Annotated in this window: 22 protein-coding genes; 18 read left to right on the top strand and 4 right to left on the bottom strand. The window is 69.0% G+C overall.

The features are described 5' to 3' along the window. Positions 1–339: 339 nt before the first annotated feature. Positions 340–1,728: an MFS transporter gene (locus tag DIE16_RS18455; protein WP_124893055.1), complete on the bottom strand. Its 1,389-nt coding sequence runs from the start codon at positions 1,726–1,728 to the stop codon at positions 340–342. Between DIE16_RS18455 and DIE16_RS36620 the strand changes: the two genes are divergently transcribed. Next, positions 1,679–1,879, top strand: coding sequence for a hypothetical protein (locus DIE16_RS36620; protein ID WP_185500302.1), 201 nt, complete (start codon positions 1,679–1,681; stop codon positions 1,877–1,879). The genes DIE16_RS18455 and DIE16_RS36620 overlap by 50 nt on opposite strands. A 179-nt stretch (positions 1,880–2,058) precedes the next feature. Beyond that, positions 2,059–3,762 carry an alpha,alpha-trehalase TreA gene (gene treA / locus DIE16_RS18450; protein ID WP_124893053.1) on the top strand — a complete coding sequence of 568 codons (1,704 nt, stop codon included), beginning with the start codon at positions 2,059–2,061 and terminating at the stop codon, positions 3,760–3,762. 91 nt (positions 3,763–3,853) lie between these two features. Here the strand turns inward: treA and DIE16_RS18445 are convergent, their stop codons facing one another. Together DIE16_RS18445 and DIE16_RS18440 are read right to left on the bottom strand one after the other, a co-directional pair. Beyond that, positions 3,854–5,344, bottom strand: a complete 1,491-nt coding sequence (locus DIE16_RS18445) for a carbohydrate porin (protein ID WP_124893051.1) — start codon at positions 5,342–5,344, stop codon at positions 3,854–3,856. A 110-nt stretch (positions 5,345–5,454) separates the two neighbouring features. Further along, positions 5,455–5,724, bottom strand: coding sequence for a hypothetical protein (locus DIE16_RS18440; protein ID WP_124893049.1), 270 nt, complete (start codon positions 5,722–5,724; stop codon positions 5,455–5,457). A 1,069-nt stretch (positions 5,725–6,793) separates the two neighbouring features. Between DIE16_RS18440 and DIE16_RS36615 the strand changes: the two genes are divergently transcribed. Beyond that, complete coding sequence (locus DIE16_RS36615) at positions 6,794–6,931, top strand: hypothetical protein (protein ID WP_185500299.1); 138 nt, start codon at positions 6,794–6,796, stop codon at positions 6,929–6,931. 112 nt (positions 6,932–7,043) lie between these two features. After that, entirely contained in the window at positions 7,044–8,690 is a 1,647-nt protein-coding gene (locus tag DIE16_RS18435) for an Nramp family divalent metal transporter (RefSeq protein WP_124893047.1), read from the top strand. A gap of 83 nt (positions 8,691–8,773) precedes the next feature. Here the strand turns inward: DIE16_RS18435 and DIE16_RS18430 are convergent, their stop codons facing one another. Beyond that, a complete protein-coding gene (locus DIE16_RS18430; RefSeq protein ID WP_124523028.1) occupies positions 8,774–9,679 on the bottom strand; it encodes a LuxR family transcriptional regulator in 906 nt (301 codons plus the stop codon). Positions 9,680–9,959: 280 nt separating this feature from the next. Here DIE16_RS18430 and DIE16_RS18425 point away from each other — a divergent pair, with 280 nt between their 5' ends. The 14 genes from DIE16_RS18425 to DIE16_RS18360 all read left to right on the top strand — a co-directional run bounded on the left by DIE16_RS18425 (position 9,960) and on the right by DIE16_RS18360 (position 24,181). Continuing rightward, a complete protein-coding gene (locus DIE16_RS18425) occupies positions 9,960–10,793 on the top strand; it encodes an autoinducer binding domain-containing protein (RefSeq protein WP_124893045.1) in 834 nt (277 codons plus the stop codon). Positions 10,794–11,031: 238 nt separating this feature from the next. Next, complete coding sequence (gene sctV, locus DIE16_RS18420; protein ID WP_124485366.1) at positions 11,032–13,245, top strand: type III secretion system export apparatus subunit SctV; 2,214 nt, start codon at positions 11,032–11,034, stop codon at positions 13,243–13,245. After that, positions 13,242–13,520, top strand: a complete 279-nt coding sequence (gene sctS / locus DIE16_RS18415) for a type III secretion system export apparatus subunit SctS (RefSeq protein WP_124485367.1) — start codon at positions 13,242–13,244, stop codon at positions 13,518–13,520. Before sctV ends, sctS begins: the two co-directional genes overlap by 4 nt. Beyond that, the gene (gene sctC / locus DIE16_RS18410; protein ID WP_124893043.1) at positions 13,520–15,559 is read left to right on the top strand and encodes a type III secretion system outer membrane ring subunit SctC; all 2,040 of its coding nucleotides are present in this window, start codon (positions 13,520–13,522) and stop codon (positions 15,557–15,559) included. The genes sctS and sctC overlap by 1 nt, the downstream gene beginning before the upstream one ends. Continuing rightward, positions 15,540–16,907, top strand: a complete 1,368-nt coding sequence (gene sctD, locus DIE16_RS18405) for a type III secretion system inner membrane ring subunit SctD (protein WP_124893041.1) — start codon at positions 15,540–15,542, stop codon at positions 16,905–16,907. Before sctC ends, sctD begins: the two co-directional genes overlap by 20 nt. Positions 16,908–17,058: 151 nt before the next feature. Beyond that, positions 17,059–17,268 carry a hypothetical protein gene (locus DIE16_RS18400; protein WP_044847609.1) on the top strand — a complete coding sequence of 70 codons (210 nt, stop codon included), beginning with the start codon at positions 17,059–17,061 and terminating at the stop codon, positions 17,266–17,268. A gap of 124 nt (positions 17,269–17,392) precedes the next feature. Next, positions 17,393–17,881 (top strand): hypothetical protein, encoded by a 489-nt coding sequence (locus DIE16_RS18395; protein WP_124893075.1) that lies wholly within the window; start codon positions 17,393–17,395, stop codon positions 17,879–17,881. Positions 17,882–17,934: 53 nt separating this feature from the next. Continuing rightward, positions 17,935–18,822 carry a type III secretion system inner membrane ring lipoprotein SctJ gene (gene sctJ, locus DIE16_RS18390; protein ID WP_124893039.1) on the top strand — a complete coding sequence of 296 codons (888 nt, stop codon included), beginning with the start codon at positions 17,935–17,937 and terminating at the stop codon, positions 18,820–18,822. Beyond that, positions 18,819–19,559 carry a SctK family type III secretion system sorting platform protein gene (locus DIE16_RS18385; RefSeq protein ID WP_124893037.1) on the top strand — a complete coding sequence of 247 codons (741 nt, stop codon included), beginning with the start codon at positions 18,819–18,821 and terminating at the stop codon, positions 19,557–19,559. The genes sctJ and DIE16_RS18385 overlap by 4 nt, the downstream gene beginning before the upstream one ends. Further along, the gene (sctL, locus tag DIE16_RS18380) at positions 19,541–20,170 is read left to right on the top strand and encodes a type III secretion system stator protein SctL (protein ID WP_124522353.1); all 630 of its coding nucleotides are present in this window, start codon (positions 19,541–19,543) and stop codon (positions 20,168–20,170) included. Before DIE16_RS18385 ends, sctL begins: the two co-directional genes overlap by 19 nt. Then, positions 20,167–21,552 (top strand): type III secretion system ATPase SctN, encoded by a 1,386-nt coding sequence (gene sctN / locus DIE16_RS18375; RefSeq protein WP_124893035.1) that lies wholly within the window; start codon positions 20,167–20,169, stop codon positions 21,550–21,552. The genes sctL and sctN overlap by 4 nt, the downstream gene beginning before the upstream one ends. Continuing rightward, positions 21,545–22,321 (top strand): hypothetical protein, encoded by a 777-nt coding sequence (locus tag DIE16_RS18370; RefSeq protein WP_260434411.1) that lies wholly within the window; start codon positions 21,545–21,547, stop codon positions 22,319–22,321. Before sctN ends, DIE16_RS18370 begins: the two co-directional genes overlap by 8 nt. Continuing rightward, a complete protein-coding gene (gene sctT / locus DIE16_RS18365) occupies positions 22,315–23,124 on the top strand; it encodes a type III secretion system export apparatus subunit SctT (protein WP_044847615.1) in 810 nt (269 codons plus the stop codon). The genes DIE16_RS18370 and sctT overlap by 7 nt, the downstream gene beginning before the upstream one ends. A 25-nt stretch (positions 23,125–23,149) precedes the next feature. Continuing rightward, positions 23,150–24,181 carry an EscU/YscU/HrcU family type III secretion system export apparatus switch protein gene (locus DIE16_RS18360; protein WP_124893033.1) on the top strand — a complete coding sequence of 344 codons (1,032 nt, stop codon included), beginning with the start codon at positions 23,150–23,152 and terminating at the stop codon, positions 24,179–24,181. Positions 24,182–24,251 lie beyond the last annotated feature (70 nt).

Here is a 24,251-nt window from a genome sequence, read left to right as displayed (position 1 = left end):
GCGGCTGAAGGTGGCGGTCGGGCACCACTTTAGCGCGAAAGCGGCGCACGTGTGCGACGCTTTCGCGCGACACGTCTGACAATGCTTGACAGATGCGCGGCGCGACTTTCCCTATAGTGCAGTCATGGCGCGACGAAATGTGCGCGCAACGATTCGGCTTCCGACGCACATATGTCCATGGCACGCAGGAAGCAGATCCGGGATTCTCAACCCCCAACGAGAGACCCGGAGCCCTGAGCGGACATCCATGCGGCTGTGCACCGGCCCCGTGTGGATGTCCGCTGATTTTTTTGTTGTTTCGCTTTTCCGCCGCCAGCCTTTTCCCGCCAGCCAGCCCGTTCATTGCCGCTTGCCGCGCGCGACCTCGTCGCCGGCGCCGGGCGGCAGCCGCCGCGTGATCGGAATCGATGCGAACGAACACAGCCCGACCACGACGAACGCGGGCCAGAAATCCGACCACACCATCGTCTGATGCCCCTGCAGCCAGTGCGACAGGTGCAGCACGAGGCCGGCGACCGTCACGCCGAGCCCGAGCGACATCTGCTGCACGACACTGCCGAGGCTCGTCGCGCGGCCTGCATCGGCCTGCGAAATATCCGCGTAGATCATCGAATTCAGGCTCGTGAACTGCAGCGCGGGGAAGATCCCGCCGACCAGCACGATCATCCAGATCGCCCAGGTCGCCATGCCCGGATGGAACACGCCGTAGGCGGCGATCGCGAGCCCGGCGAACGCGGCGTTGTAGATCAGCACCGTGCGAAAGCCGAAGCGGCGCAGCGTATGGGTGGCCGTCGAGCGGCTCACCGCGCCGCCGAGTGCCGATGCGCAGGTGATCAGCCCGGAGTGGAACGCGCTCATGCCGAGGCCTTCCTGCAGCGCGAGCGGCAGCAGGAACGGCACGGCGCCGAGGCCGATGCGGAACAGCGACCCGCCGACCACGCTCGCGTGGTAAGTCGGGATCTTCAGGAAACTGAGGTCGAGCACCGGGCGCGCCTTGCGGCGCGCGTACGGCACGTAGAGCGCGAGCATCACCGCGCCGGCCGCGCACATCAGGAGCGCGTTGCCGCGCGACGTGAGCGCGCCGTCGATCAGCGTGAGCCCCATCAGCAGCAGCGCGGCGCCGCTCGCCGACAGCAGGAAGCCGAACCAGTCGAGCGGGCCGGGATCGGCCTCGTGCGTGTTCGCGATGTGCTTGCTCGCGAGGTAGATCCCGTAGATGCCGATCGGCACGTTGATGAAGAAGATCATCCGCCAGTGCAGGTAGGTCGTGATGAAGCCGCCGACGAGCGGCCCGACCGTCGGCCCGAACAGCGCGGGAATCGCGAGGTAGTTCATCGCGCGCACGAGATCGGAGCGCGGCACCGCGCGGAAGATGATGATCCGGCCGACCGGCACCATCATCGCGCCGCCGACGCCCTGCACGAAGCGCGCGAACGTGAGCACGCCGAGGGAATTGGAGGCCGCGCACATCAGCGAGCCGGCGACGAAGATGCCGATCGCGGTGCGGAACACGGAGCGCGCGCTGAAGCGGTCGGCAAGCCATCCGCAGATCGGGATGAAGACGCCGAGGCCGACCACGTAGGCCGTGATCGCAATGTTCAGTGTGACGGGATTGTGCCCGAAGTCCCTCGCCATCGCGGGCAGGGCGGTGACGATGATGTTCGCGTCGACGCTTTCCATGAACAACGCACAGGCAACGATGAGCGGTGCTAGAAAGACGGGCGACATGGGCAGGGCGCGCGGTAAAGACGCCATTATGCCCACAATGTGGTCGTTGCGTCACGCGAGACAACGCTCGTTCCGCATGTTGCAACAGTCGTTCCTGTTAGCGCGCGTGGAAGAAGAGACGACCGCGCTGCCGGTGCGGTCCATGACATGACATATGACGCGCGCCCGCGGGGGCCGCCGCGAAACTTGCGTGCGATGCGCGTTTCGTGCGACAGTCGGAACTCATCCGCGGATGACAACGACGCGCATCGATCGACGGCCATCGAGACGAGCGCACGCGCGAACGAGACCCCTGCCGAACCATTCATCATCGAAAGGAGGGGACACGTCATGACGTCACGTCGCGCCGCATCGACCGCATCGCATCCTGCCTCGCATCCGTCCGTGCCCGCGCCGCGTCTGCGCTGGGCCGCCGTGCTCGCCGTCGCTTACCTCGCGGTCGCCGGCTGCGCCGCGCAGGCCGACAGTGCGAACCAGGCCGCGATGCAGGCGGCCAGCCAGTCCGCCGCGCCCGCCACGGCGCCGGCTTCCGGCACGCTGCTGCCGCCGCCGAGCCAGCTCTACGGCGACCTGTTCGTCGCGGTGCAGACGGCACAACTCTATCCCGACCAGAAGACCTTCGTCGACGCGACGCCCAACGCCGATCCGGCGACGATCGTACAGTTGTATCAGCAACAGAAGTCGCAGCCGGGCTTCTCGCTGAAGGCGTTCGTCGACCAGCACTTCACGCCGCCGCCGGAAGGCGGGGTCACGCCGCCCGCGAACCAGACGCTGCGCCAGCACATCGACTGGCTGTGGCCGCAGCTCACGCGAACCAGCACGACGGTGCCGCCGTACAGTTCGCTGATCGCGTTGCCGAAGCCGTATGTGGTGCCGGGCGGCCGCTTCCGCGAAGGCTACTACTGGGATACCTATTTCACGATGCTCGGGCTGCAGGTGTCGGGGCGCGAGGATCTCGTCGACGACATGCTCGACAACTTCGCATACCTGATCGACACGATCGGCCACATCCCGAACGGCAACCGCACGTACTACGCGAGCCGCTCGCAGCCGCCGTTCTTCGCGTACATGGTCACGCTCGCCGCGCAGGCCGAGGGCGACAAGGTCTACCAGAAATACCTGCCGGCGCTGCGCAAGGAGCATGCGTACTGGATGCAGGGCGAAACGACGACGCCGCGCGGGCAGGCCGCGCGCAACGTGGTCGCGATGCCGGACGGTGCGGTGCTGAACCGCTACTGGGACGCGAGCGACACGCCGCGCGACGAGTCGTATCTCGAGGACGTGACGACCGCGAAGGCCGTGCCGGATCGCCCCGCGAACGAGGTGTACCGCGACCTGCGCGCGGGCGCCGAGAGCGGCTGGGACTACAGCTCGCGCTGGTTCGGCGACGGCCGGACGCTCGCGACCATCCGCACGACGGCGATCGCGCCGGTCGACCTGAACAGCCTGATGTTCCATCTCGAGACGACGATCGTGAAGGGCTGCGCGGTCACGCGCGACTTCGCGTGTGTCGCGGATTTCTCCGGACGGGCGGCGCGGCGCGCGGCCGCGATCAACCACTATCTGTGGAACCGTCGCGGCTATTACGGCGACTACGACTGGCAGTTGCGCAAGCCGCGCGACGGCGTGACGGCGGCCGCGCTGTATCCGCTGTTCGCGGGCGTCGCGTGGCCCGAGCGTGCGAAGGCGACCGCGCGCGAGGTGCGCAAGACGCTGCTGCAGCAGGGCGGCCTCGCGACGACGACCGCGAACACGGGCCAGCAATGGGACGCGCCGAACGGCTGGGCGCCGCTGCAGTGGATCGCGATCGACGGGCTGCGCCGCTACGGCGAGCCGGCGCTCGCGAAGGACATCGGCACGCGCTTTCTGACCGACGTGAAGCATGTGTATGCAACCGAAGGCAAGCTCGTCGAGAAGTACGTGGTCGAAGGGGCTGGCGCGGGCGGCGGCGGGGGCGGCGAATATCCGCTGCAGGACGGCTTCGGCTGGACCAACGGCGTCACGCTGAAGCTGCTCGGGCTGTATGGCGAGTGACAGGCCGCGTGCATTGCATGCACGCACCTGAACGAGCACGGGCCGGATCGCCACGCGCGCGGCAGTCCGGCCCGTTTCGCATGCGCGGATGTCAGAACGTGATCGTCGTGCGCACGCCGACCACCGTTTCGTCGCCGATGCGCGCGCCGGCCGCGTTCGGGTCCGGAATGCCGCCGCCCGGCCGGAAGAAGTGCTGCAGGTCGGCCTGCACCTGCCACCACGGCGCGACCTGGTACTGGTAGGTCGCCTCGATCACCGTTTCCGCGCGCCGCACCGGATAGCCGGGCGTCGCAAGCCTGCCGGTGTCGCCGTCGAGCGCACGCGCATGCGAGCCGATCTTCGCGTAGCCGACCGCAATGCCGGCCGTATCGTCGTCGCGGCCCTTGAACGGCGCCTTGAGCGTCACGCCCGCATTCGCCGCGAAATCGACGACGTTGCGATCGCCCGGCGCACCCATCACGCGCGCGAACACGCCGACCGAGCGCGGGCTGTCCGCCGACGGCCGCCATACCATCTGATCCGCGACCGCATAGAAACCGTAGTTACCGCGATGCGTGGCGGGGATCCCGTTGCTGGCCGGATCCGCGAGCGACAGCCCGTCGGTGCCGACGCGCGGATCGTTCGCGTGCTGCGACTGATACCAGAAGCCGAGCTTGTACGTGCCGGGCAGGCCGGCCGGTTGCGGTGCCTTCGGGTCGGCGGGCGGCGCGTTCAGCGCGTACTGGAGTTCGCCGATCACGAACGCGCCGCTGCGCAGGTTGAAGTTGGTGCCGTGCGCGTTCAGCACCTGCGCGTCGCCGTCGCTGCGGCCGGCCGGATTGCCGTCGAACACGCCGACCAACGCGGTCCACGCGTCGGCCGGCTTCACGCGCAGCCGCACGCCGAGCGACGACAGCGGATAGGCAGCGCCGCCGGCCGGCAGGTCGGTCGCCGGCAGCACGGGCCAGCCGAACGTCGCGTTCATGAACGTCGCCGCGTATTGGCTGACCATGAATTCCTGGTCGACGCTTTGCTGGCCGATCTTCACGTCGGCCTTGCCGGCGAGGAACGCCTGCTGGTACCAGAGCTCCCACAGCCGCGTGGTCGAATTCGCCTCGATGCCGGTCGCGGTCTGCAGCGTCTGCAAATAGCGCTGCGTGAGGTTGGTGCCGTGGATCTGCAACCCGGACACGTTGAACGTGCCGCCCGGCAGGCCGATCGCCTTCTCCGTATCGACGTTGAAGCCGAATTGCGTGAGGCCCTGGTAGGCACCGCCGCGCTGCGTGCCGCCCGCGGCGTTGTACAGGTACTCGCTGGTTTCCTGCAGGTTCAGCGTGACGCCGTGATCGCCGAGCACGTCGCGCAGGCCGCCCATGTTGCCGAGCAGGTTCGACCGTTCCCAGAAACCGGTGGGGGCGGGCGCGGCAGCATCGGCGGCCGGTGCGGGGGCGGCGGCAGTGTCGCTGGCTCCGGCGGCCGGTTCGGCCGCGATGGCCGGTGACGACGATTGCGCGAACGCAGGCGCGGCCGCGAGCGACAGCAACAGCGCGGCCAGCGCGTCGAGGCGCGGTGTGCGCGGAGCGGATTCGAAGCGATTCTTCATGCGGGCTCCATTATTCGATTGATTAGTTTGGCTGAAGAAGTGAAAACGTGAAGCGATGGCTCGGGTACGGGCGGCGGCGCGCAGGCATGCGGCGCGTTGCACGCGACCGGTCACGGCAGCCAGCCGCCGATTCGCCATACGTGCGCGAAGCCGAGGCGCGACGCGGTCGCACAGAGCAGCGCGACGAGCGCGACGGCGGCCGCCATCGCGCCGGCCAGCACGCAGTCGAGCGGGCGTGGTGCCGCCGGCAGGTGCGCGAGCGCGCTGCCGCGCCAGTTGCCGAACGTGTGGGCGAGCGGTGCAAGGGCCGAAGCGAACGAGCGGTCGGACACGACACGCGCGAGTTGCCTGAGTCTGACCATGAGCGATTGAAACGACATGACGTGCCTCCGTCCGGTCCAGCGCATGCCGGACGACGTGATCGAGCACGGGTGCGTGACGCGACCGGCGCTCGGCGGTTGGAACGTAACGGAGCGTGCGACACGGACGATCCGGCGATGCCGGCCCGGGAGGAAGCGCGCTAACCCGACGATGGCGAGCTAGCGGCGAAAGACATGCGCCTGGCTGCTATCTCGCGATGGCTTGGCCGGCCTGGACCGGCATCGAACTGCAACTGGAGCATGCGTCCACGAAGGGACTCCCTTGATGAATTGGGGCGGATTGTAGTCGCGAGTTTTGCTGCGGTGCAAGCAAAAAAGGCGGCGACGTTGCGCATTTCGCACCGCATGCGGCGCCCCACCGGGGCCGGTCGATGCCCGCTGCGACCGCCCGCCGGCGGCGCGCGGCGACTGTTGCTCGCACGCATCGGCGGCGCATGCGCTCCGCGGCGCTGAAAGGTTGCGGCGCGTCATTTGGGGCGCGAATCTTTCAGTCCGCATGAACCCGAAAAAATATTCCGTCAAGCCTGTTCCAAAGGGTTGACTTCCGTTTCGGCCGGTCCATAGAATCCGCCATCTTCACTCTTGGGGCCGCCGCCTTGGACGCCTGCAGTAGTCGATCTTCGAACGAAGTTTCCGCCTGAGCGACCGACGTCCGCGCCTCATCGAAGCCGCCGTTTGTCCCACAGGCAAACGGTGCGCGCAGCAGTATTTCGCAGTAACCCCCTCGTGCACCCTGATTCGCGCCGGTTAGCGTGATGCGTTTGCGCACGCGCCATCCGGTTTCGCCGCCGCCCGGCGCGCGGCCGCGTTCGCGCATGCGTTTCGCATGCACCCGAATGGCGGCCCGCGCGCCGGGCGGCGGCCAACCGTGTTCTCCGGAACACCGCACAGGAGCCGCCATGAACGACAGTGACAGTTGTCCCTTATGCCCGTTGCACCAACAGACCCTTTTGAACCCGGGTCGCAGGGACATGCCGGCCGACTAGCCTGACACGTCGTTCAGGCCCCGGACTGGCCCCGCACCCACCACGCGGCCGGCATGCATGCCGTTGCCGCCAGGAGCCAGACCATGAACTTCGGCCTTCTGCTGTCGAATCTTCCGCAAGTCACGCGATCGCATCCGCACTACGACGCGATGCCGATGCTCGACGCCCGTCCGCGGGTGTTTTCCCGGTTGTTCAACCGGTTGAAATCGCTGCTTCGCTGAACTGAAACACCGAGCGCGTCTCGGCATGCGCGCGCGGGCCCCGGGCCTGTTACGCGCGCGTATTCCAAGACCACACGCTTGACCGAAAAAAACCAGCCGTACGGAATTCATCATGTCCACGCCATCCAACGTCTCTCCACCGATCGCCGTCGAACGCAGTGCCGTGCTCGACGAAGCCCACCTGGGCGACATCCGCGGCGCACTCGGCACCATCGCGCATCACGACACCGCCGCGCGCGGCACGTGGTGGGCGCGCCTGCGCACGCTGCTCGCGATCATCGGGCCCGGCCTCATCGTGATGGTCGGCGACAACGACGCGGGCGCCTTCGGCACCTATACGCAGGCCGGCCAGAACTACGGGACGACGCTGCTGTGGACGCTGCTGCTGCTCGTGCCGGTGCTGTACGTGAACCAGGAAATGGTGCTGCGCCTCGGCGCGGTCACGGGCGTCGGCCATGCGCGCCTGATCTTCGAGCGCTTCGGCAAGTTCTGGGGCGCGTTCAGCGTGATCGACCTGTTCCTGCTCAATGCGCTGACGATCGTCACCGAGTTCATCGGCATCACGTTCGTGCTGGCTTTCTTCGGGCTCCCGAAGATCGCGGGCGTGTGCGTGGCGGCCGCGCTGACGATGGCGGCCGTGAGTACCGGCGACTTCAGGCGCTTCGAGCGGTTCGCGATCGTGCTGTGCGTGCTGAGCCTGCTGCTCGTGCCCGTGCTTGTGTCGATCCACCCGCCGGTGGCGCAGATGTCGCGCGACTTCTTCGTGCCGAACTGGCCCACGCACGCGAAGCTGTCCGACGTGATGCTGCTCGTGATCGGCATCGTCGGCACGACGGTCGCGCCGTGGCAGCTGTTCTTCCAGCAGAGCTACGTGATCGACAAGCGCATCACGCCGCGCTTCATGAAGTACGAGAAGGTCGATCTGTGGATCGGCATCGCGTTCGTGCTGATCGGCGCGGTCGCGATGATCGGCTTCAGCGCGGCGCTGTTCGGCGGACATCCGGAAGCGGGCAACTTCAGCGACGCGGGCGGCATCATCGCCGGCCTCGAGAAGTATGCGGGCCGCACCAGCGCGACGCTGTTCGCGGTCGCGCTGCTCGACGCGTGCATCATCGGCGCGGCGGCGGTGTCGCTGTCGACCGCGTACGCGATCGGCGACGTGTTCAAGATCCGTCATTCGCTGCATCGCGGCGTGTCCGACGCGAAGGGCTTCTATCTCGTCTACTTCGGGATCGTCGCTGCCGCTGCCGCGCTCGTGCTGATCCCGGGCAGCCCGCTCGGCCTGCTGACCGAAGCGGTGCAGACGCTCGCGGGCGTGCTGCTGCCGAGCGCGACGGTGTTCCTGCTCGTGCTGTGCAACGATCGCCAGGTGCTCGGCCCGTGGGTCAACTCGACGAAGCTCAACATCTTCACGGGCGCGGTGATCTGGGTGCTCGTGCTGCTGTCGATCATCCTGACCGCGTCGGTGATGTATCCGGACATCAGCGGCGAAGCGATCATCGACGTGCTGGTCGGCGGCACCGTGCTCGCGATCACCGGCTATCTCGCGACGGTGCTGATCCGCCGCAACAAGCGCGTCGTCGAGCCGGGCATCGATCGCGCGCTGCGCGCCACCTGGCGCATGCCGCCGCTCGACACGCTCGAACCGCAGAACATGACGGTCGCGACGCGCGTCTGGATGGCCGTGCTGCGCGGCTATCTGGTGATCGCGGTCGGTCTCGTGATCGTCAAGGTCGTGCAGATGACGCTGCTGAAGTAACGCCGTTCGGCGTCATCTCCTGGTGTGCGCACATGCCGGCCCGCGAGGCCGGCATGTGCGTTTACGCGGGCAGAGCGCGCGCGTCAGATCAGCTCGAGCTTCGACGTCAGGTACGTGAGCTGGATCCGGTTCGCGACGCCGAAGCGCTTGCGCAGCTTGCGCAGGTGATAGTCGACATTGTGCGCGCTGGTGTCGAGGCGCCGGCCGATCTCCTTGTCCGACGCGCCTTCCGCGATGCCCAGCAGCAGTTCCTGCTCGAACGGCGTGAGCCCGTTCACGGCGCGTTCGCGCGACGTCGCGATCAGTTGCGGCGACGCGAACTTGTGCACCGACAGCCCGATCGACAGCGCCTGCTCGATCGTCGCCGGCGTGATCCATTCGCGCGTGCGGCGCGGCGCGGTGAAGCTCATGAACGCGTGCAGCCGCGTGCCGGGCACGGCCATCGAATACATGATGCCGCTGCACATGCCGTCGTCCTGCATCGTCTGCAGGAAACCGTCGAGCGCGGCCGGGCTCACGCACGGGCCGCCGTCGCGCGCGCGGTGTTCGCGGCGCAGCTGCTGCAGGTCCCACACGATCGGCATGTTGCACACGCGCGCGTCGAGCGTGCGCGGATCGATGTCGTGATGGTTGTGCCGGACGTAGTCGCCGCGATAGGTGGGCGGCGTGAACGCCTCGTGCAGGTAGAGACTTTCGACACGCTCCCGCGAGAATTCGAGCGCGAAATACGCGAACGTCGAGAAGCCCGTCAGGTGCAGCAGGCTGATGACGATCCGGTTGCGTTCGGCGGTGCTCTGCGCGTGCGCGAGCGTATCGGCGACGCCGAGCTTCGGCGCGTGCGGCTGCGCGATGTCGTCGCGCTTGACGTCGTCGCACCAGACGACCTGCACCGGGCGCGCTCTCGACGCGTCGGCACAGGCGACCGTCCGCCGCGGCGGACGGGGCAAGGTTGGGGCGACCGCTTCTTCTTGCAATGCAATATCGGACATGAGCCATCCCTCGGAATCGACGCGCATCGCGCAGCGGCAGCCGTGTCGTGCACGGTGCCCGCGACGATGCGATCGAGCATCTTTATGATATGCGCCGATCGTCATCCAGACGAAACGCGGGGGCATTGTACAAAAATGCCTGTATGCGCGTAATATGCCGTAATACTAATTCGGGCGAAAGGTTCATATTCGCACCGGTATAGAGTCGACCAGAAAATCATAAAGAAAAGACCAAATCGTGACGGGGCAGGTTCACATATTGGGAAAGGGTGGGCTCCTCATGACATATGCTGACGACGCGCCACGCGTCGAGTGGTTCTCGCAAGCCGATATCGCGGCCGCTGCCGCTTATTCGAAGGAAATTCATGCAATCGAGCGCGACGTTTTTACCGGCATTCAAATCGCGCCCGGTAAATCCGACCTCGCTTCCGTCGATTTCTCCCAATGCCATGCGCGATTGCGGCAAATCGGTTTCAGCACGCTCGGCTACGGCGCCTACGAGATGATCGGGCGGCGCATCCTGTGCGCGCATCTGCTGCGCGACCTCGCGCCCGCGACGTTCATGCAGCCGTATATCGAGGGCATGCTCTACGAGAGCGACCCGCGTTTCGCGCAGGTGCGCAGCAGCGGCTTCCCGGTCGCGTGGCGGCTCGACGAGATCGAGTCGGCCGCGCAGGGCAGCGGCGACCGCAAGGTGCTCGCGCTGGCCGGCCATCTGCGCGCGCATGCAATGAACAGCGGCGTGATCTTCAGCCTGTCGGCGCCGCGGCTCGACCTGCGCGTTGCCGTGAACGTGACGTCGGAAACCCACGGCACCGAATGGATCGACGATCGCGTGATCGGCGGCGCGCTGTCGGTGAGCCTTGCCGTGCATCGCGTCGCGCTGCCGTTTCTCGAGGCGCGCATCGCGCGCATGCGCGGCTTCGCGCTCGGCGACGAGCAGCAGCAGGTGCTCGACCGGCTCGTGCACGGGCTGTCCGACCAGGAGATCGCGAGCGCGCTGCGCACGTCGCTGCACAAGGTCGGTCACCATATCCGCTCGCTCGAAAAACTCTTCAACGTGCAGAACCGCGCGCAGCTCGCGTATCTCGCCGCGCGCCGTCTGGAGTCCTGACCCTGTCTCCCCGCGCGGCGCCAGCCGCGCGATGGAAGCGGTTCCGGCGATGCGCGCGCGCAGGCGCCGCCGGGTTTCGTAGTCCGATCCGATCGTCACCGGAAAACGGCTGCGACGCTACGAGGCGCATCCCTTTTTACGCGGTTGCGCGTCGCTACACTCGTCCCATTCAACGGTCCGCGCGACGCGGGGCATGACGGCCCGCGCCCGCCGGCGACAACGACAGGACGACGGCACGATGGCAGAACCGAAGGCGCTCCCTCGCGACTGGCAGCGGATCTTTTCCGCCGGCCGCAGCGTGTCCGGGCGACGTCTCGGGGCATCGCCGCGCGCCGACCTGTTTCTCGCCGCGTTCATCGTGTCGGTGGTCGCGCTGTTCATCCTGCCGCTGCCGCAAGCCGCGCTCGACGGGATGATCTCGCTGAACCTCGCCGCGAGCGTCGTGCTGCTGACGGTGTCGACCTACGTGCCGTCGGCGGTCAGCTTCTCGTCGTTTCCCGCGCTGCTGCTGTTCACCACGCTGTTCCGGCTCGCGCTGAACATCGCGTCGTGCAAGCTGATCCTGCTGCACGCGAACGCGGGCCACGTGATCGACGCGTTCGGCCGGCTCGTGGTCGGCAACAACGTCGTGGTGGGCGGCGTGGTGTTCCTGGTGATCGCCGTCGTGCAGTTCATCGTGATCGCGAAGGGTTCGGAGCGGGTCGCCGAAGTCGGTGCGCGCTTCTCGCTCGACGCGATGCCGGGCAAGCAGATGAGCATCGACGCGGACCTGCGCGCGGGCATCATCAGCGCCGACGAAGCGCGCGAGCGCCGCGAGAAGCTCGAACAGGAATCGCAGATGCACGGCGCGATGGACGGCGCGATGAAATTCGTGAAGGGCGATGCGATCGCGGGCCTCGTGATCGCGTTCATCAACATCGTCGCGGGCATCGCGGTCGGCACGCTGATGCACGGGATGGATATCGGCGAGGCGCTGCAGCGCTACGCGATCCTGACGGTCGGCGACGGGATGGCGTCGCAGATCCCGTCGCTGCTGGTGTCAATCGCGGCGGGCATCGTGACGACGCGCGTCGCGACGCGCGACACGCGGCAGCGCCAGCTCGGCGAACAGCTGGGCGAGCAGCTCGGCGCGCATCCGCGCGCGCTGCTGATCGCGGCGCTGGTGCTGGCCGGGTTCCTCGTCGTGCCCGGTTTTCCGAAATGGTCGTTCGCGCTGATCGCGCTCGGCCTCGGCGCGTTCGCCTTCACGCAGCTCAAGCGCAAGACGACCGCGCCGAGCTTCAACCTGATTCATATCGCGGGTCGCATCGGCGCGACCGACGACGGCCAGCCCGCGAAGGTGTCGCATGCGGCAGGCGTCACGTCGCTGATCGCGGTGTCGCTGTCGGACGACCTGCGCACGACGCTGAACCTCGCGCAGCTGCAGACCGCGCTGTCGAGCGCGAAGGCGCGCGTCGACGCGGACATCGGCACGGTGTTTCCGCGCATCACGCTGAACGACGACGAAGGGGCGGCGCCCGGCACGTACCGGATCTATCTGCAGGACGTGCTCGCCGCGCAGGGCGCGCTGAAGCCGGGCTGGCTGCTGTGGGACGGCGTCGCGCCGCTGCCGGAGCGCGCGGAGCGCCAGCCGGCCGAGGCGTTCGGCCCGTTCGCGACCGCGCTGTGGATCAAGCCCGACGGCGCGGCGCCGGACGGCAAGTGGCTGACGAGCGAAGGCGCGCTCGCCGCGCACGTCGAGCAGATCGTGCGCCAGCATGCGGACGAGCTGCTCGGCATCCAGGAAACGCAGGCGCTCGTGCACCTGGTGCGCCGCGAGCATCCGGAACTCGTCGGCGAACTGACGCGGCTCGTACCGCTGCAGCGCGTGACCGAGGTGCTGCGCCGGCTGCTGGCCGAGCAGGTGCCGATCCGCAACCTGCGCGTGATTTTCGAAAGCCTGATCACGTGGGCGCCGAACGAGCCGGACGACGTGATCGCGCTGGTCGAGCTGGTGCGCGTCGACCTGCGCCGGATGATCACCGATCGCCATGCGGGCGCGACGCGGCAGCTGCGCGTCGTGCTGTTCGAGCAGAACCTGCAGGAGCGGATCGAGAACGCGGTGATGCGCACGAAGCAGGGCAATTTCCTCGCGCTGTCGAGCGCGATCAAGCAGGACATCGGCGAACAGGTGCGCGCGATCGTGCAGGCCGCGACGGCGGCGCAGCCGGCAGGCGCAGGCGGTCACGGCAACCCGCCGGGCGCCGCGCGGCTCGCGGTGATGGTTGCGCTCGGCGCGCGCCGCTACGTGAAGACGATTTTGCAGCCGGTGCTGCCGGAACTCGCGGTGCTGTCGTACCAGGAGGTCGAGGAGGACGTGCAGCTGCATACGGTCGGCTGGGTGAAGAACCCGCCCGACGACGGCACGCTCGGCGCGGGCGCCGGCGTGCGTGCGCCGGGAGTCGTGCAATGACGAGCTCGACGATCCTCGACCTGACCCGGCAGGCGCTGATGCTGGTGCTGCTGCTGTCGCTGCCGATCGTGCTGATCGCCACCGTCACCGGCCTCGTCGTCGCGATCCTGCAGGCCGTCACGCAGGTGCAGGACGCCAACCTCGGCATCGCGGTGCGGCTGATCGCCGTGATGGTCGCGCTCGTGCTGCTGTCGGGCTGGCTCGGCAGCGAGGTGCTGCGCTTCGCGCAGCAGGCGCTGGAACGCATGTTCGTTTCTTCCACAGGAGTGTTTTGATGCGTCGACGCGTCGCCCCGATCCGGTTTCAACCGCGCCGCCTGCAACGGGCCGCGCTCGCCATGTGCGCGACCGCGCTGCTCGCGGCGTCGCTGTGCGTGACGGTCGCGCAGCCGGCGCGCGCGGCGGACCTGCGCTGGCGCAACAAGCCGTTCACGATCGTCGCGAACGGCAAGAAGATCGGCGACTTCATTCGCGAGCTCGCATCGTCGCAGGGCGTGACGGCCGTGGTCGACCCGAAGGTCGACGGCGTGATCAGCGGCCGCTTCTCGGGCACGCCGCAGCAGACGCTCGACACGATCTGCTCGACCTACGGGCTCACGTGGTACTACGACGGCTCGTTCCTGTACGTCGACCCGGCCGACCAGTCGCAGACGCAGATGATCCCGATCCCGCCGAACGCGGCCGGCGAGATCGGCCGCGCGCTGCAGGCGATGCAGATTCCCGACAAGCGCTACACGCTCGTGATCAACGATCGCGCGAACAGCGTGTACGTGGCCGGCCCGCGTCGTTACGTGGAGCTCGTGCGGCAGGCGGTCGGCTCGGTCGGCGATCCGTCGGCGAACGGCGCGCATGCGGACATCCGCGCGTTCCGGCTCCGGTACGGCTGGGCGTCCGACTTCACGATCAACCGCTCGGGCAAGGAAGTGACGGTGCCGGGCGTCGCGACGATCCTGCGCCGGCTGTTCGGCAAGGGCGGCGGCACGAGCGAACTGCCGTCGAGCACACCGCTCGGGCAGGCCGCGCGCCAGGTGAAGCTCGGCTCGGGGCTGACGATCGCGGTGCCGCGGCTCGACTTTCCGGACATTGCCGGCGGCCCGCGCCAGGGCGGCTATGGCGGTGCCGACGGCGCTGCCGGCGGCGTCTCGCCGTTCTCGAACGGCGGCGGTGGCGACACGCTGCCGCAGATCGTCGCCGATCCGGCGATCAACGCGGTGATCGTGCGCGACCTGCCGGAGAACATGTACCGCTACCAGTCGCTGATCAACCAGCTCGACGAGCGGCCGCGCATCGTCGAGATCAACGTGACGATCATCGACATCAACGAGGATTCGCTGGACAGTCTCGGGATCGACTGGCGCCTGCACACGACGCACGGCGACGTGCAGATCGGCAACGGCGCGAATCCGCTGAACGGCAACACGCAGTACAACGGCGCCGGCAATCCGCCGCTGACGTTCGGCGTCGGCGCGTCGGAGACGGGGCAGACCGGCACCTTCATGCCGACCGGCATCGCGCTGACCGCGTCGATCGGGGGCTCGCTGCGCAACTACCTGCTCACGCGCGTGAACGCGCTCGCGCAGAAGGGGCAGGCGCAGCTGCGCTCGAAGCCGAAGGTGCTCGCGCTCGACAACACCGAGGCCATTCTCGAGAACCTCACGCAGTTCTACGTGCAGGTGCAGGGCTACCAGGATTCGTCGCTGTACAGCGTGACGACCGGCACCAGCATCAAGGTCACGCCGATGATCGTCGACGAGGCGATCCGCAACGCGGCCGCCGTGTCCGGCAACCCGCAGAGCGTGATGATGTCGATCGACATCCAGGACGGCAACATCGTGCCGGGCCAGGCCGTGTCGAACGTGCCGGTGATCCAGCAGCGCAACATCGTCACCAAGACGATGATCGACGAAGGCAAGAGCCTGCTGATCGCGGGCTTCAACGACGACGAGGTGCGGCTGAACAAGAGCGGCGTGCCGTGGCTGTCGGACATCCCGCTGATCGGCAACCTGTTCAAGTACACCGACAAGTCGGGCAACCACATGGAGCGGTTCTACCTGCTGACGCCGCGCGTGGTGACGACCGCGTCGATGTACGCGCCGGACGGCTCGCCGGTGAACCCGGGCGCGGACGGGCCGGCCGGTTCGAACGGCACGTCGATGTATCGCCCGCCGGACAACGACATCGCGGTGCCGCTCACGCCCGCGCCGCTGCCCGGCACCAAGTTCGGCCCGCCCGCGCTGCCGCCGCCGAAGGATTCGGCGGCGCAGCCGGTGGCGACGACCGCAGGAGCGTCCACCCATGTCGACGACCATCATTGACCCGCACGGCGACGGCGCATTGTCCGGCGGCGCGGCGGGCGCCGCGGCCGGGGCGCCCGCGCTCGCGTCGCCGTGGAACCTGTGCTTCCTCAGCGGGCCGATGTACGGCCGCACGATGTCGCTCGCGCGCGGCGCGAACTGGGTCGGCACCGCGGCCGACTGCGAAGTGATCCTGCCCGATCGCGAGATCGGCGCGAAACAGGTATGCCTGCAGGTCGGCGCGCTCGCGGTGACGGTGCAGAACCACGGCGGCGACGGCGGCGCGCCGGTGCTGTTCAACGACGCGCCGCTCGGCGCGGGCCGCCGCTCTATGACGCCGCAGGATGTCGTGACGGTCGGCTCGATCAAGCTCGGCATCGCGCGTCATGCGCAGGCGAGCGTCGCGGTGCCCGACGAGGCCGACGCGCCGGACGCCGCGCGCGAGGCCGCGTGGCTCGGCTGGCTCACCGGGGGGCTGCGCCGTCTCGGCAGCCGGCGGCTCGTGATCGCGGTGGTCGCGCTGTGGATCGGCGTGCTGCTCGGCGCGCTCGGTTACGGCTTCGTCGCATGGTCGGGGCGCCTGCCGTGGCAGCACGAGTCGGTGCTCGCGCGCACGCACCGGCTGCAGCAGGTGCTGCACGCGTATCCGGAGCTCGCCGTCGCGCCGCGCGACGACGGCGTGATCGTGTCGGGTTACGTGAGCGATCCGGCCGCGCGCGAGCGCGTCGCGCAGATCGTCGCGGGCGTCGACAACGCGGCGCTCGGCAACCTCTACGTGGTCAGCGATCTCGTCGCGACCGCGCAGACGTATTTCAGCGACACGGCGCTGACAGTCACCTATCTCGGCCGCGGCCGGATCGAATTGACGGGGGCGGCCGAGCGCGCGCAGATCGAGCCGCGTATCCGCAACTACATGAAGGACGCGCGCCCGGCGCTCGAGGTGGTCGACCACGTGCGCGACGCCGATGCGGCCACGCCGCGCACCGCGACGACGCTCGGCGGCGTCGCGGGGATTCCGGAGATCACGACGGTGTTCGCGGGCGACGGGGACCAGCGCTACATCGAGACGGCCGACGGCAGCCGCTATTTCGAAGGCGCGCGGCTGAAGGAAGGGCCGACCGTGGTGTCGATCGGCCCCGACGAAGTGGTGTTCGAACGCAATGGCCAGCGCATCACGATGCCGCTCGGCGGTCCGTCCGCGAGCGCGCCCGAGCGGGCATCGGCGCCGCCCGTGCCGCCGCTCGCGAGCGGCGCGGCGGCCGGCGTCGCACAGCCGGTGCCCGGACCGGCGTTGTTGCCGGATGCGCCGGCGGTACCGGCCGCACCGGCAGTTGCCGCGGCCGGCGCATCGAAGGCGGCGGCGCGTTAGCGCCGCGACAGGACTTGCGCATCGCGCGTCGCGCGGTGCGCGCATTACGCGACACGCCGCGCACATGCGGCGCGTCACGTCGCCGGTGGGGCATGGGGCCGCCGCCGGAACAGGGAAGCAGTTCAATGACGTACATGCAAAGGAGCGAAACATGAGTACCCCCCCGACTGGTGCCAACAACACGCAACAGGTCCAGCAGCAGGCGGACGACCTGACCAAGACGCAGCTCGAACTGACGAAGATCAACTTCCAGGTCCAGCAGTCGACCGCGACGTTCGAAACCAGCAACGCAGTGACCGCGCAGGAAGGGACGGCGAACGCCCAGGTTGCGCAACACCTGAGTTCCGCCGGCCGCGCATGACGCCGGTCGCCGGCCGTGCCGCGCGACGCCGGATGCCGGGGCCGCCCGTGACGGGCGCCCGGCGGGGCGTATGCGCGTGGCGGCCGGCCCGTTCCCGGCGCTGCCGGTCAAGGAGGACACGATCATGTCGGTAACAGGCGTAGGCGCGGCACCCCCGGGCGCGGCCGCGCTCGCGGGTGCCGTGCAGCAGGCGGGCACGGCGTCCGATCCGGCGCAGGTGCGCCAGTTCGATGCGTTGATGCAGCCGGGTGCCGCGCCGGCCGCGACGTCGCCGTCGGCGTCGGGCGTCGCGATGTCGCGCGCGCCGGCCGATGCGGCGCCGGCCGTGCAGATGACGCCCGCGACACCCGCGCAGGCGAACCATTCGTCGCTCGTCGAGCGGTTGCGCACCTACGGCAACGATCTCGACACGCGGTACGCGAACATCGACAAGCATCGCACCGAAATGCTGACGTCGATGGCGGACAACCGCAGCGATCCGCTGATGACGATGGTGAAGGCGATGGATTTCCAGTGGACGGCGACCACCACGATTTCGGAATACCAGTTGAGCCTGTCGGTCGCGCAGGCGGCGAACGGCTTCACGCACACGGTGCTGAAGACCCAGGAGTAGCGAAAGCCGGTGCGTGCGCCTGAACCGGCCGCGCGCCCTGAAGCGGACAAACGATGACGACGATCGATTCGACGCCGCGCCTGCATGCGTGGCGCAGCCGGGCGGCGCGTGCGCTGCTCGCGGGACTGCTCGCGCTGCTGGCGGGCTGCCAGAAGGAGCTTTACTCCGGCCTGTCGGAGCGCGATGCGAACCAGATGGTTGCCGTGCTCGGCGACGCAGGGATCAGCGCGGCGAAGGACAACGACGCGCGCGACGCGTCGGATCGCAACGCATGGCAGGTGAGCGTCGCGGACGGCGACATGCAGTCGGCGCTCACCGTGCTGCAGGCGAACGGGCTGCCGAAGCCGAGCTACGCGAGCCTCGGCGAGCTGTTCCAGAAGCAGGGGCTCGTGTCGACGCCGGCCGAGGAGCGCGTGCGCTACCTGTATGGCGTGTCGCAGGACCTGTCGCGCACGCTGCAGGACATCGAGGGCGTGGTGGTCGCGCGCGTGCAGGTCGTGATTCCGGAGAACGATCCGCTTGCGGACAAGATCAAGCCGTCGTCGGCGGCCGTGTACATCCGCTACCGGCCCGGCGTGGACCTGCGCGCGATGGCGCCGATGGTCAAGGATCTCGTCGCGCACAGCATCGAAGGGCTGCAGTACGACAACGTGTCGCTGTTCCTGCAGCCGGCCGCCGCGCGCACGGCGCGCGTGGACGGGATCGGCAGCGCGGTGTCGGACATCCTGCGGCTGCGCTCGCCGCTCGGCTGGCTGGTGTTCGCGCTGATCCTGCTGACCTGCGCGGTGATCGCGCTGTCGGCCGCGCGGCGCGGGATGTTCGGCGCGCGGCTGGCCGGGCTGGTCGGCGGCGCACCGCGCGGCGGCAACGGTGCTGGCGGCGCGTCCGCGCAGTCGGGCGGCAGCCTGCGCACGCCGGACGGCGCGCGCGACGGCGCATGAACGAGCCGCATGTGCTGCCGCCGGGCGTTGCGCCCGACGCCGTGTCGCTGCCGTGGCTGCAATCTCTCGCGGCGCCGCCCGCTGCGCGGCGCGCGGCGTTTCATGCGCTCGTCTGCGAATTCAACCTGCGGCCCGACCGTTATCTGCACGTGACGCGTGTGCCGGCCGACTGGCCCGCGCGTTACCGCTCGCCCGACGCGTTCGGCCCGGCCGGTCGCAAGCTGCTTGCGCGCCATCTGCTCGATGCGAACGGCGTGGCCGAACATCACGACTTCGACCTCGCGAATCCGTGCGCGCGGCTTGCGCTGCTGCCCGGCGCGGCGCTCGAACAGCTCGCATCGTATGCGGGCCTGCTGCTGCATCGCGGCTGGCTGCGCGATGCGCTGGCCGTGCGCCGCATTCGCGGGGAAGTCGCGGCGAAGCTCGGCGGCGATGCATTGGAGCTCGCGCTCGAGCGCGCGCCGGAATTCGGTGCGCTCGCGGACACGCTCGAGCCGTGGCGCGCCGATCCGGCCGCGCTGCCGGTGGTGATCCGTGCGCGCGGCGGGCGGCTGCTCGCGGATTTCATCGGCGTGGCGGGCGATGCGGTCGCGCGGCGCGCGCGCCTGAAATTCAACCGCGCGATCGACGACGAAGCGCCGTACTGGCTGAACCGCGCGCAGCGCGACCAGTTCGGCGAATTGCTGTTCCTGTTTCTGATTCCCGAGAGGCTTGCGTCATGGGACTGGCTTTTCTGATCACGAGCGACAACCTGCAGCTGCTGTCGGAGCGCAAGGTGCTCAAGGAGCGCGAATACGCGGCGCTGCTCGACGCGTCCGCGGTGATCGCGACCGCGCGCGACGAGGCCGCGCGCATCGTCGCCGATGCGCAGCGCGAATTCGACCGGCGCCAGGCGGCCGGCTACGACGAAGGGATGCGCCGCGCGCAGCGCGAGCATGCGGCGCAGGCTTATACGCAGGCGTTGGCCGCCGCGCGCACGATGGAGTCGATGAAGGATTCGATGGCCGACATCGTCGTGAAGGCCGTGCGCGCGATCGTCGGCGAGATGGCCACGCAGAAGCTGTACGAGGCCGCGCTCGCGCGGATCGCGCCGCTCGTGCGCGACGAGGCGTTCCTGATCGTGCGGGTCGCGCCGGGCCGCGAGGACGAGATGCGCGACGCGCTCGAGCGCGCGTTCGCCGGCCAGTCGAACCGGCAACGGATCCGCATCGTCGAGGATGCGCAGCTCGAACGCCACGCATGCACGGTCGAGACGCCGTCCGGGCGCATCGATGCGAGCCTCGACCTGCAGATCGACGCGCTGCGCCAGGCGATCCGCCGCGATGCGCTGAAGGGCTCGCCGCGATGAACGCGCCGCTCGACGATCCGCAACCGAACGGCCGCGAGAGCGACGACGATGCCGCGCCGTTCGATCGCGGTCGCCTCGTCGGCGATCTCGACGCGGGGCTCGCGTTCTTCTCGCCGGTGTCGGTGCAGGGCCGCGTCAATCACGCGGTCGGGCAGATCCTCAATGCGACGGGCATTCGCGCGCGGCTCGGCGAGATCTGCGAGCTGCGCACGCCGAACCAGCCGACGCTGCTCGCCGAAGTGGTCGGCTTCTCGCGGCAGACCACGCTGCTTACGCCGCTCGGCGACGTGGCCGGGCTGTCGCCGGAGACGAGCGTCGTGCCGTCCGGGCGCGAGCATGTGTTTCCGGTCGGCGAAGCGCTGTTCGGCCGCGTGCTCGACGGGCTCGGCCGGCCGCTCGACGATCGCGGGCCGGTGACGGGCGCCGCGTGGGTGTCGACGCAGCAGGACCCGCCGAACCCGCTCGCGCGCAAGCTGATCGACACGCCGTTTCCGACCGGCGTGCGCGTGATCGACGGCCTGATGACGCTCGGCATCGGCCAGCGCGTCGGCATCTTCGCGCCGTCCGGCGTCGGCAAGAGCACGCTGCTCGGGATGATCGCGCGCGGCGCGCAGGCCGACGTGAACGTGATCGCGCTGGTCGGCGAACGCGGCCGCGAAGTGCGCGAGTTCATCGAGCACAGCCTGTCGCCCGAGGTGCGCGCGCGCTCGATCGTCGTCGTGTCGACGTCCGATCGTCCGGCGATGGAGCGCGTGAAATCCGCGCTGGTCGCGACCGCGATCGCCGAGCACTTCCGCGATGCGGGCAAGCGCGTGCTGCTGCTGGTCGATTCGCTGACGCGTTTCGCTCGCGCGCAGCGCGAGGTCGGCCTCGCGAGCGGCGAGCCGCCGACGCGGCGCAGCTTCCCGCCCTCGACGTTCGCCGTGCTGCCGCGCCTGCTCGAACGCGCGGGGCAGGGCGCGACCGGCTCGATCACCGCGCTGTACACGGTGCTAGTTGAAGGCGATGAGGAATCCGATCCGATCGCCGAGGAAGTGCGCTCGATCCTCGACGGTCACATCGTGCTGTCGCGCAAGATCGCGCTCGCGAACCGCTATCCGGCGATCGACGTGCTCGCGAGCCTGTCGCGCGTGATGCCGCTCGTCGCGAGCCGCGCGCATCAGCAAGCGGCCGCGCGCGTGCGCGAGCTGATCGCGAAGTACCAGGAAATCGAGCTGCTCGTGCAGATCGGCGAGTACCGCGAAGGCAGCGACCGGCTCGGCGATCTCGCGCTGCGTGCGCGCGATGCGATCGGCGCGTTCTGCGCGCAGGCGTCGCACGAGGACGTGCGTTTCGACGCGCTGCTCGCGAAGCTGACGAAACTCGCGAACGACCATGTCTGAAGCCGACGACCGTCTCGTGCTCGCGACGCTCGCCCGCCTGAAGCGCGTGCGCGAGATGCGCAGCCAGATCGCGCGCGTGGCGGCCGCGCGCCAGCAGGGCATCGCCGCGCAGAGCCGGCGCGCGCTCGACGCCGCGCACGCGCAGCTTGCGCAGCAGGTCGCGGCGAAGGCCGCGATCCAGACGCGCCTCGCCGATGACGTGCGCGAGGCGCGCGCGTTGCAGAACGCGGCGGCCGATACGCGCACGTTCGACCGCCATATCGGTGTCGCGCACGCGTCGGTCAGCGAGGCCGCGCACCTGCACCGCGGTCACGAGGCCACGCTCGCCGACCTGCAGCGCGCCGCGCGCAAGGCGAAGGCCGCCGAGGACAAGCTCGACAAGGCCGGCGAGAAGGCCCTGCAGGCGCGCGCCGCGCGGGTCGAGCGCGACGCCGACGAAGTCGCGGATGCGCATGCGGTGCGGCGCTTCGCGACGGCCGGCGTGTGGGCGGGCGACGCGCAGGGGCATGCATCGGGGCAGCATGACATTGCGGCCGCGTTCGATGCGGAAATGGTGTCGCGACCGGCGGGGGCAGACGCGATGGACGCGACGGACACGGCAAACACGGCAAACACGGCAAACACGGCAAACACGGCAAACACGGCAAACACGGCAAACACGGCAAACACGCGCGCGGCGGCCGGCAACGCCGCGCCGGGCGGCGCAACTGTCCCGGCCGCCACCATCGCCGATCCGGCGCCGCCCGCCGCCGCGGAGCGCCGATGCTAGACCACGCCGCGAACTTCAACGACATCGCCGGCACGCTGCGTCCGCTGCTCTACGTGATGCCGCGCCTGCTGCCGATCATGTTCGTCGTGCCGGTGTTCAACGAGCAGATCGTCACGGGCCTCGTGCGCAACGGCATCGCGGTCGTGATCGCCGCGTTCGTCGCGCCGGTGATCGACCCGGCACAGGTCGCCGCGCTGCCGTTCCTGATGTGGTGCCTGCTCGTCGCGAAGGAGGCGGTGATCGGCATGCTGCTCGCGGGCGCGTTCAGCGCGGTGCTGTTCGCGATCCAGGGCGTCGGCTACCTGATCGATTTCCAGACCGGCAGCGGCAGCGCCGCGTTCTTCGATCCGATGGGCGGGCACGAGGGCGGCCCGACGTCAGGGTTCCTGAATTTCGTCGCGATCGCGCTGTTCGTCACCGCGGGCGGCCTGCAGGTGCTCGTGCAGCTGTTCGCACAGTCGTACGCGTGGTGGCCGATCGGCTCGCTCGGCCCCGACTTCTCGTCGATGCTGCAGACCTTCGTCGTGCGGCAGACCGACACGATCTTCGAATGGATGGTGAAGCTCGCCGCGCCGGTGATCATCGTGCTGGTGCTGGTCGAGCTCGGCATCGGCCTCGTCGGGCGCGCGGTGCCGCAGCTGAACGTCTTCGTGTTCGCGCAGCCGCTGAAGAGCGCGCTCGCGGTGCTGATGATGGTGCTGTTCCTGCCGGTGGTATACGCGTCGCTGCACGCGCTGCTGAGCCCCGACAGCGGGCTGATGGCGCTGCTGCGCGCGCTGTTCGCCGCGCACGGCGGCGCGTGACGGCCCCGCCGGAACCGGAGCGACGATGGCCGAAAAGAACCAGCAGCCGACCGCGAAGCGCCTGCGCGAGGCGCGGCAGAAAGGCGACGTGCCGAAGAGCGCGGAGACGATCTCGTCCGCGTTCTTCGTCGGCGTGTGCGTCGCGCTCGCGGTCGGGCTCGGCACGTTGTTCGCGCGGCTGCAGGCGCTGTTCCGGCTCGTGTTCGATGCGGCGGGCGCCAGCGATCCTTCCGCGCGGCTCGCGGTGCTGATCGACGGCGCCGCGCGCGACTGGGCGCTGCTGTCCGCGCAGATCGTCGCGGCCGGGCTGCTGGCCGGCCTGCTGGCCGGCTTCGTGCAGGTGGGCGGCGTGATGGCGTGGAGCCGGCTCGTGCCGCAGCTGTCGCGGCTCAATCCCGCCGAGGGGCTGAAGAACATGGTGTCGATGCGCAACCTCGTGAACCTCGCGAAGATGCTGCTGAAGACCGTGCTGCTGGTCGCGACGCTCGGCTGGCTGATCGTCGAGTCGCTCGACCCGGCGGTGCAGTCCGGCTTCACGCGGCCGATGTCGATTCTCGCGCTGATCGTGAAGCTGCTGATGCTGCTGTTCGGCTGGGCCGCGCTGATCTATATCGTGATGGCGCTGATCGACATCGTGCACCAGCGGCGCAAGTTCAATCAGAAGATGAAGATGTCGATCGAGGAAGTGCGGCGCGAGCACAAGGAAGACGAAGGCGACCCGCACATCGAGGCGAAGCGCCGGCAGCTCGCGCGCGAAGCGCAGTTCTCGTCGCTGCCCGACCGAATCGGCTTCGCGTCGGTGGTCGTCTATTCGTCGAGCGTCGCAGTCGCGCTTTATTACGGTGGCGTCGGCACGCTGCCATGGGTGCTCGCGCGCGGCGAGGGCGAGGCGGCCGAGCGGATCGTACGGCTCGCGCGCGACGCGCTGCGTCCGACGCTTGCGAACGCCGGCCTCGCGCAGGCGCTGTACGAGAGCACGCCAGAAAAGGGCACGATCCAGCAACGGCATTTCCGCGAAGTCGCGCAGTTGCTGAAGTGGGCGACCGGCGCGGCCTGACGTGCTCGAACTGTCGGGGCCGGAACATCGAAAGGCGCGCGGTTCAGCGATGCGTCGTGATGCGGAACCG

The sequence above is a fragment of the Burkholderia sp. Bp9090 genome (genome assembly GCF_003857985.1).
Classification (GTDB): Bacteria; Pseudomonadota; Gammaproteobacteria; order Burkholderiales; family Burkholderiaceae; genus Burkholderia.
Note: the sequence above shows the minus strand (reverse complement) of the source record. Positions and strands in the feature narration are given on the sequence as shown.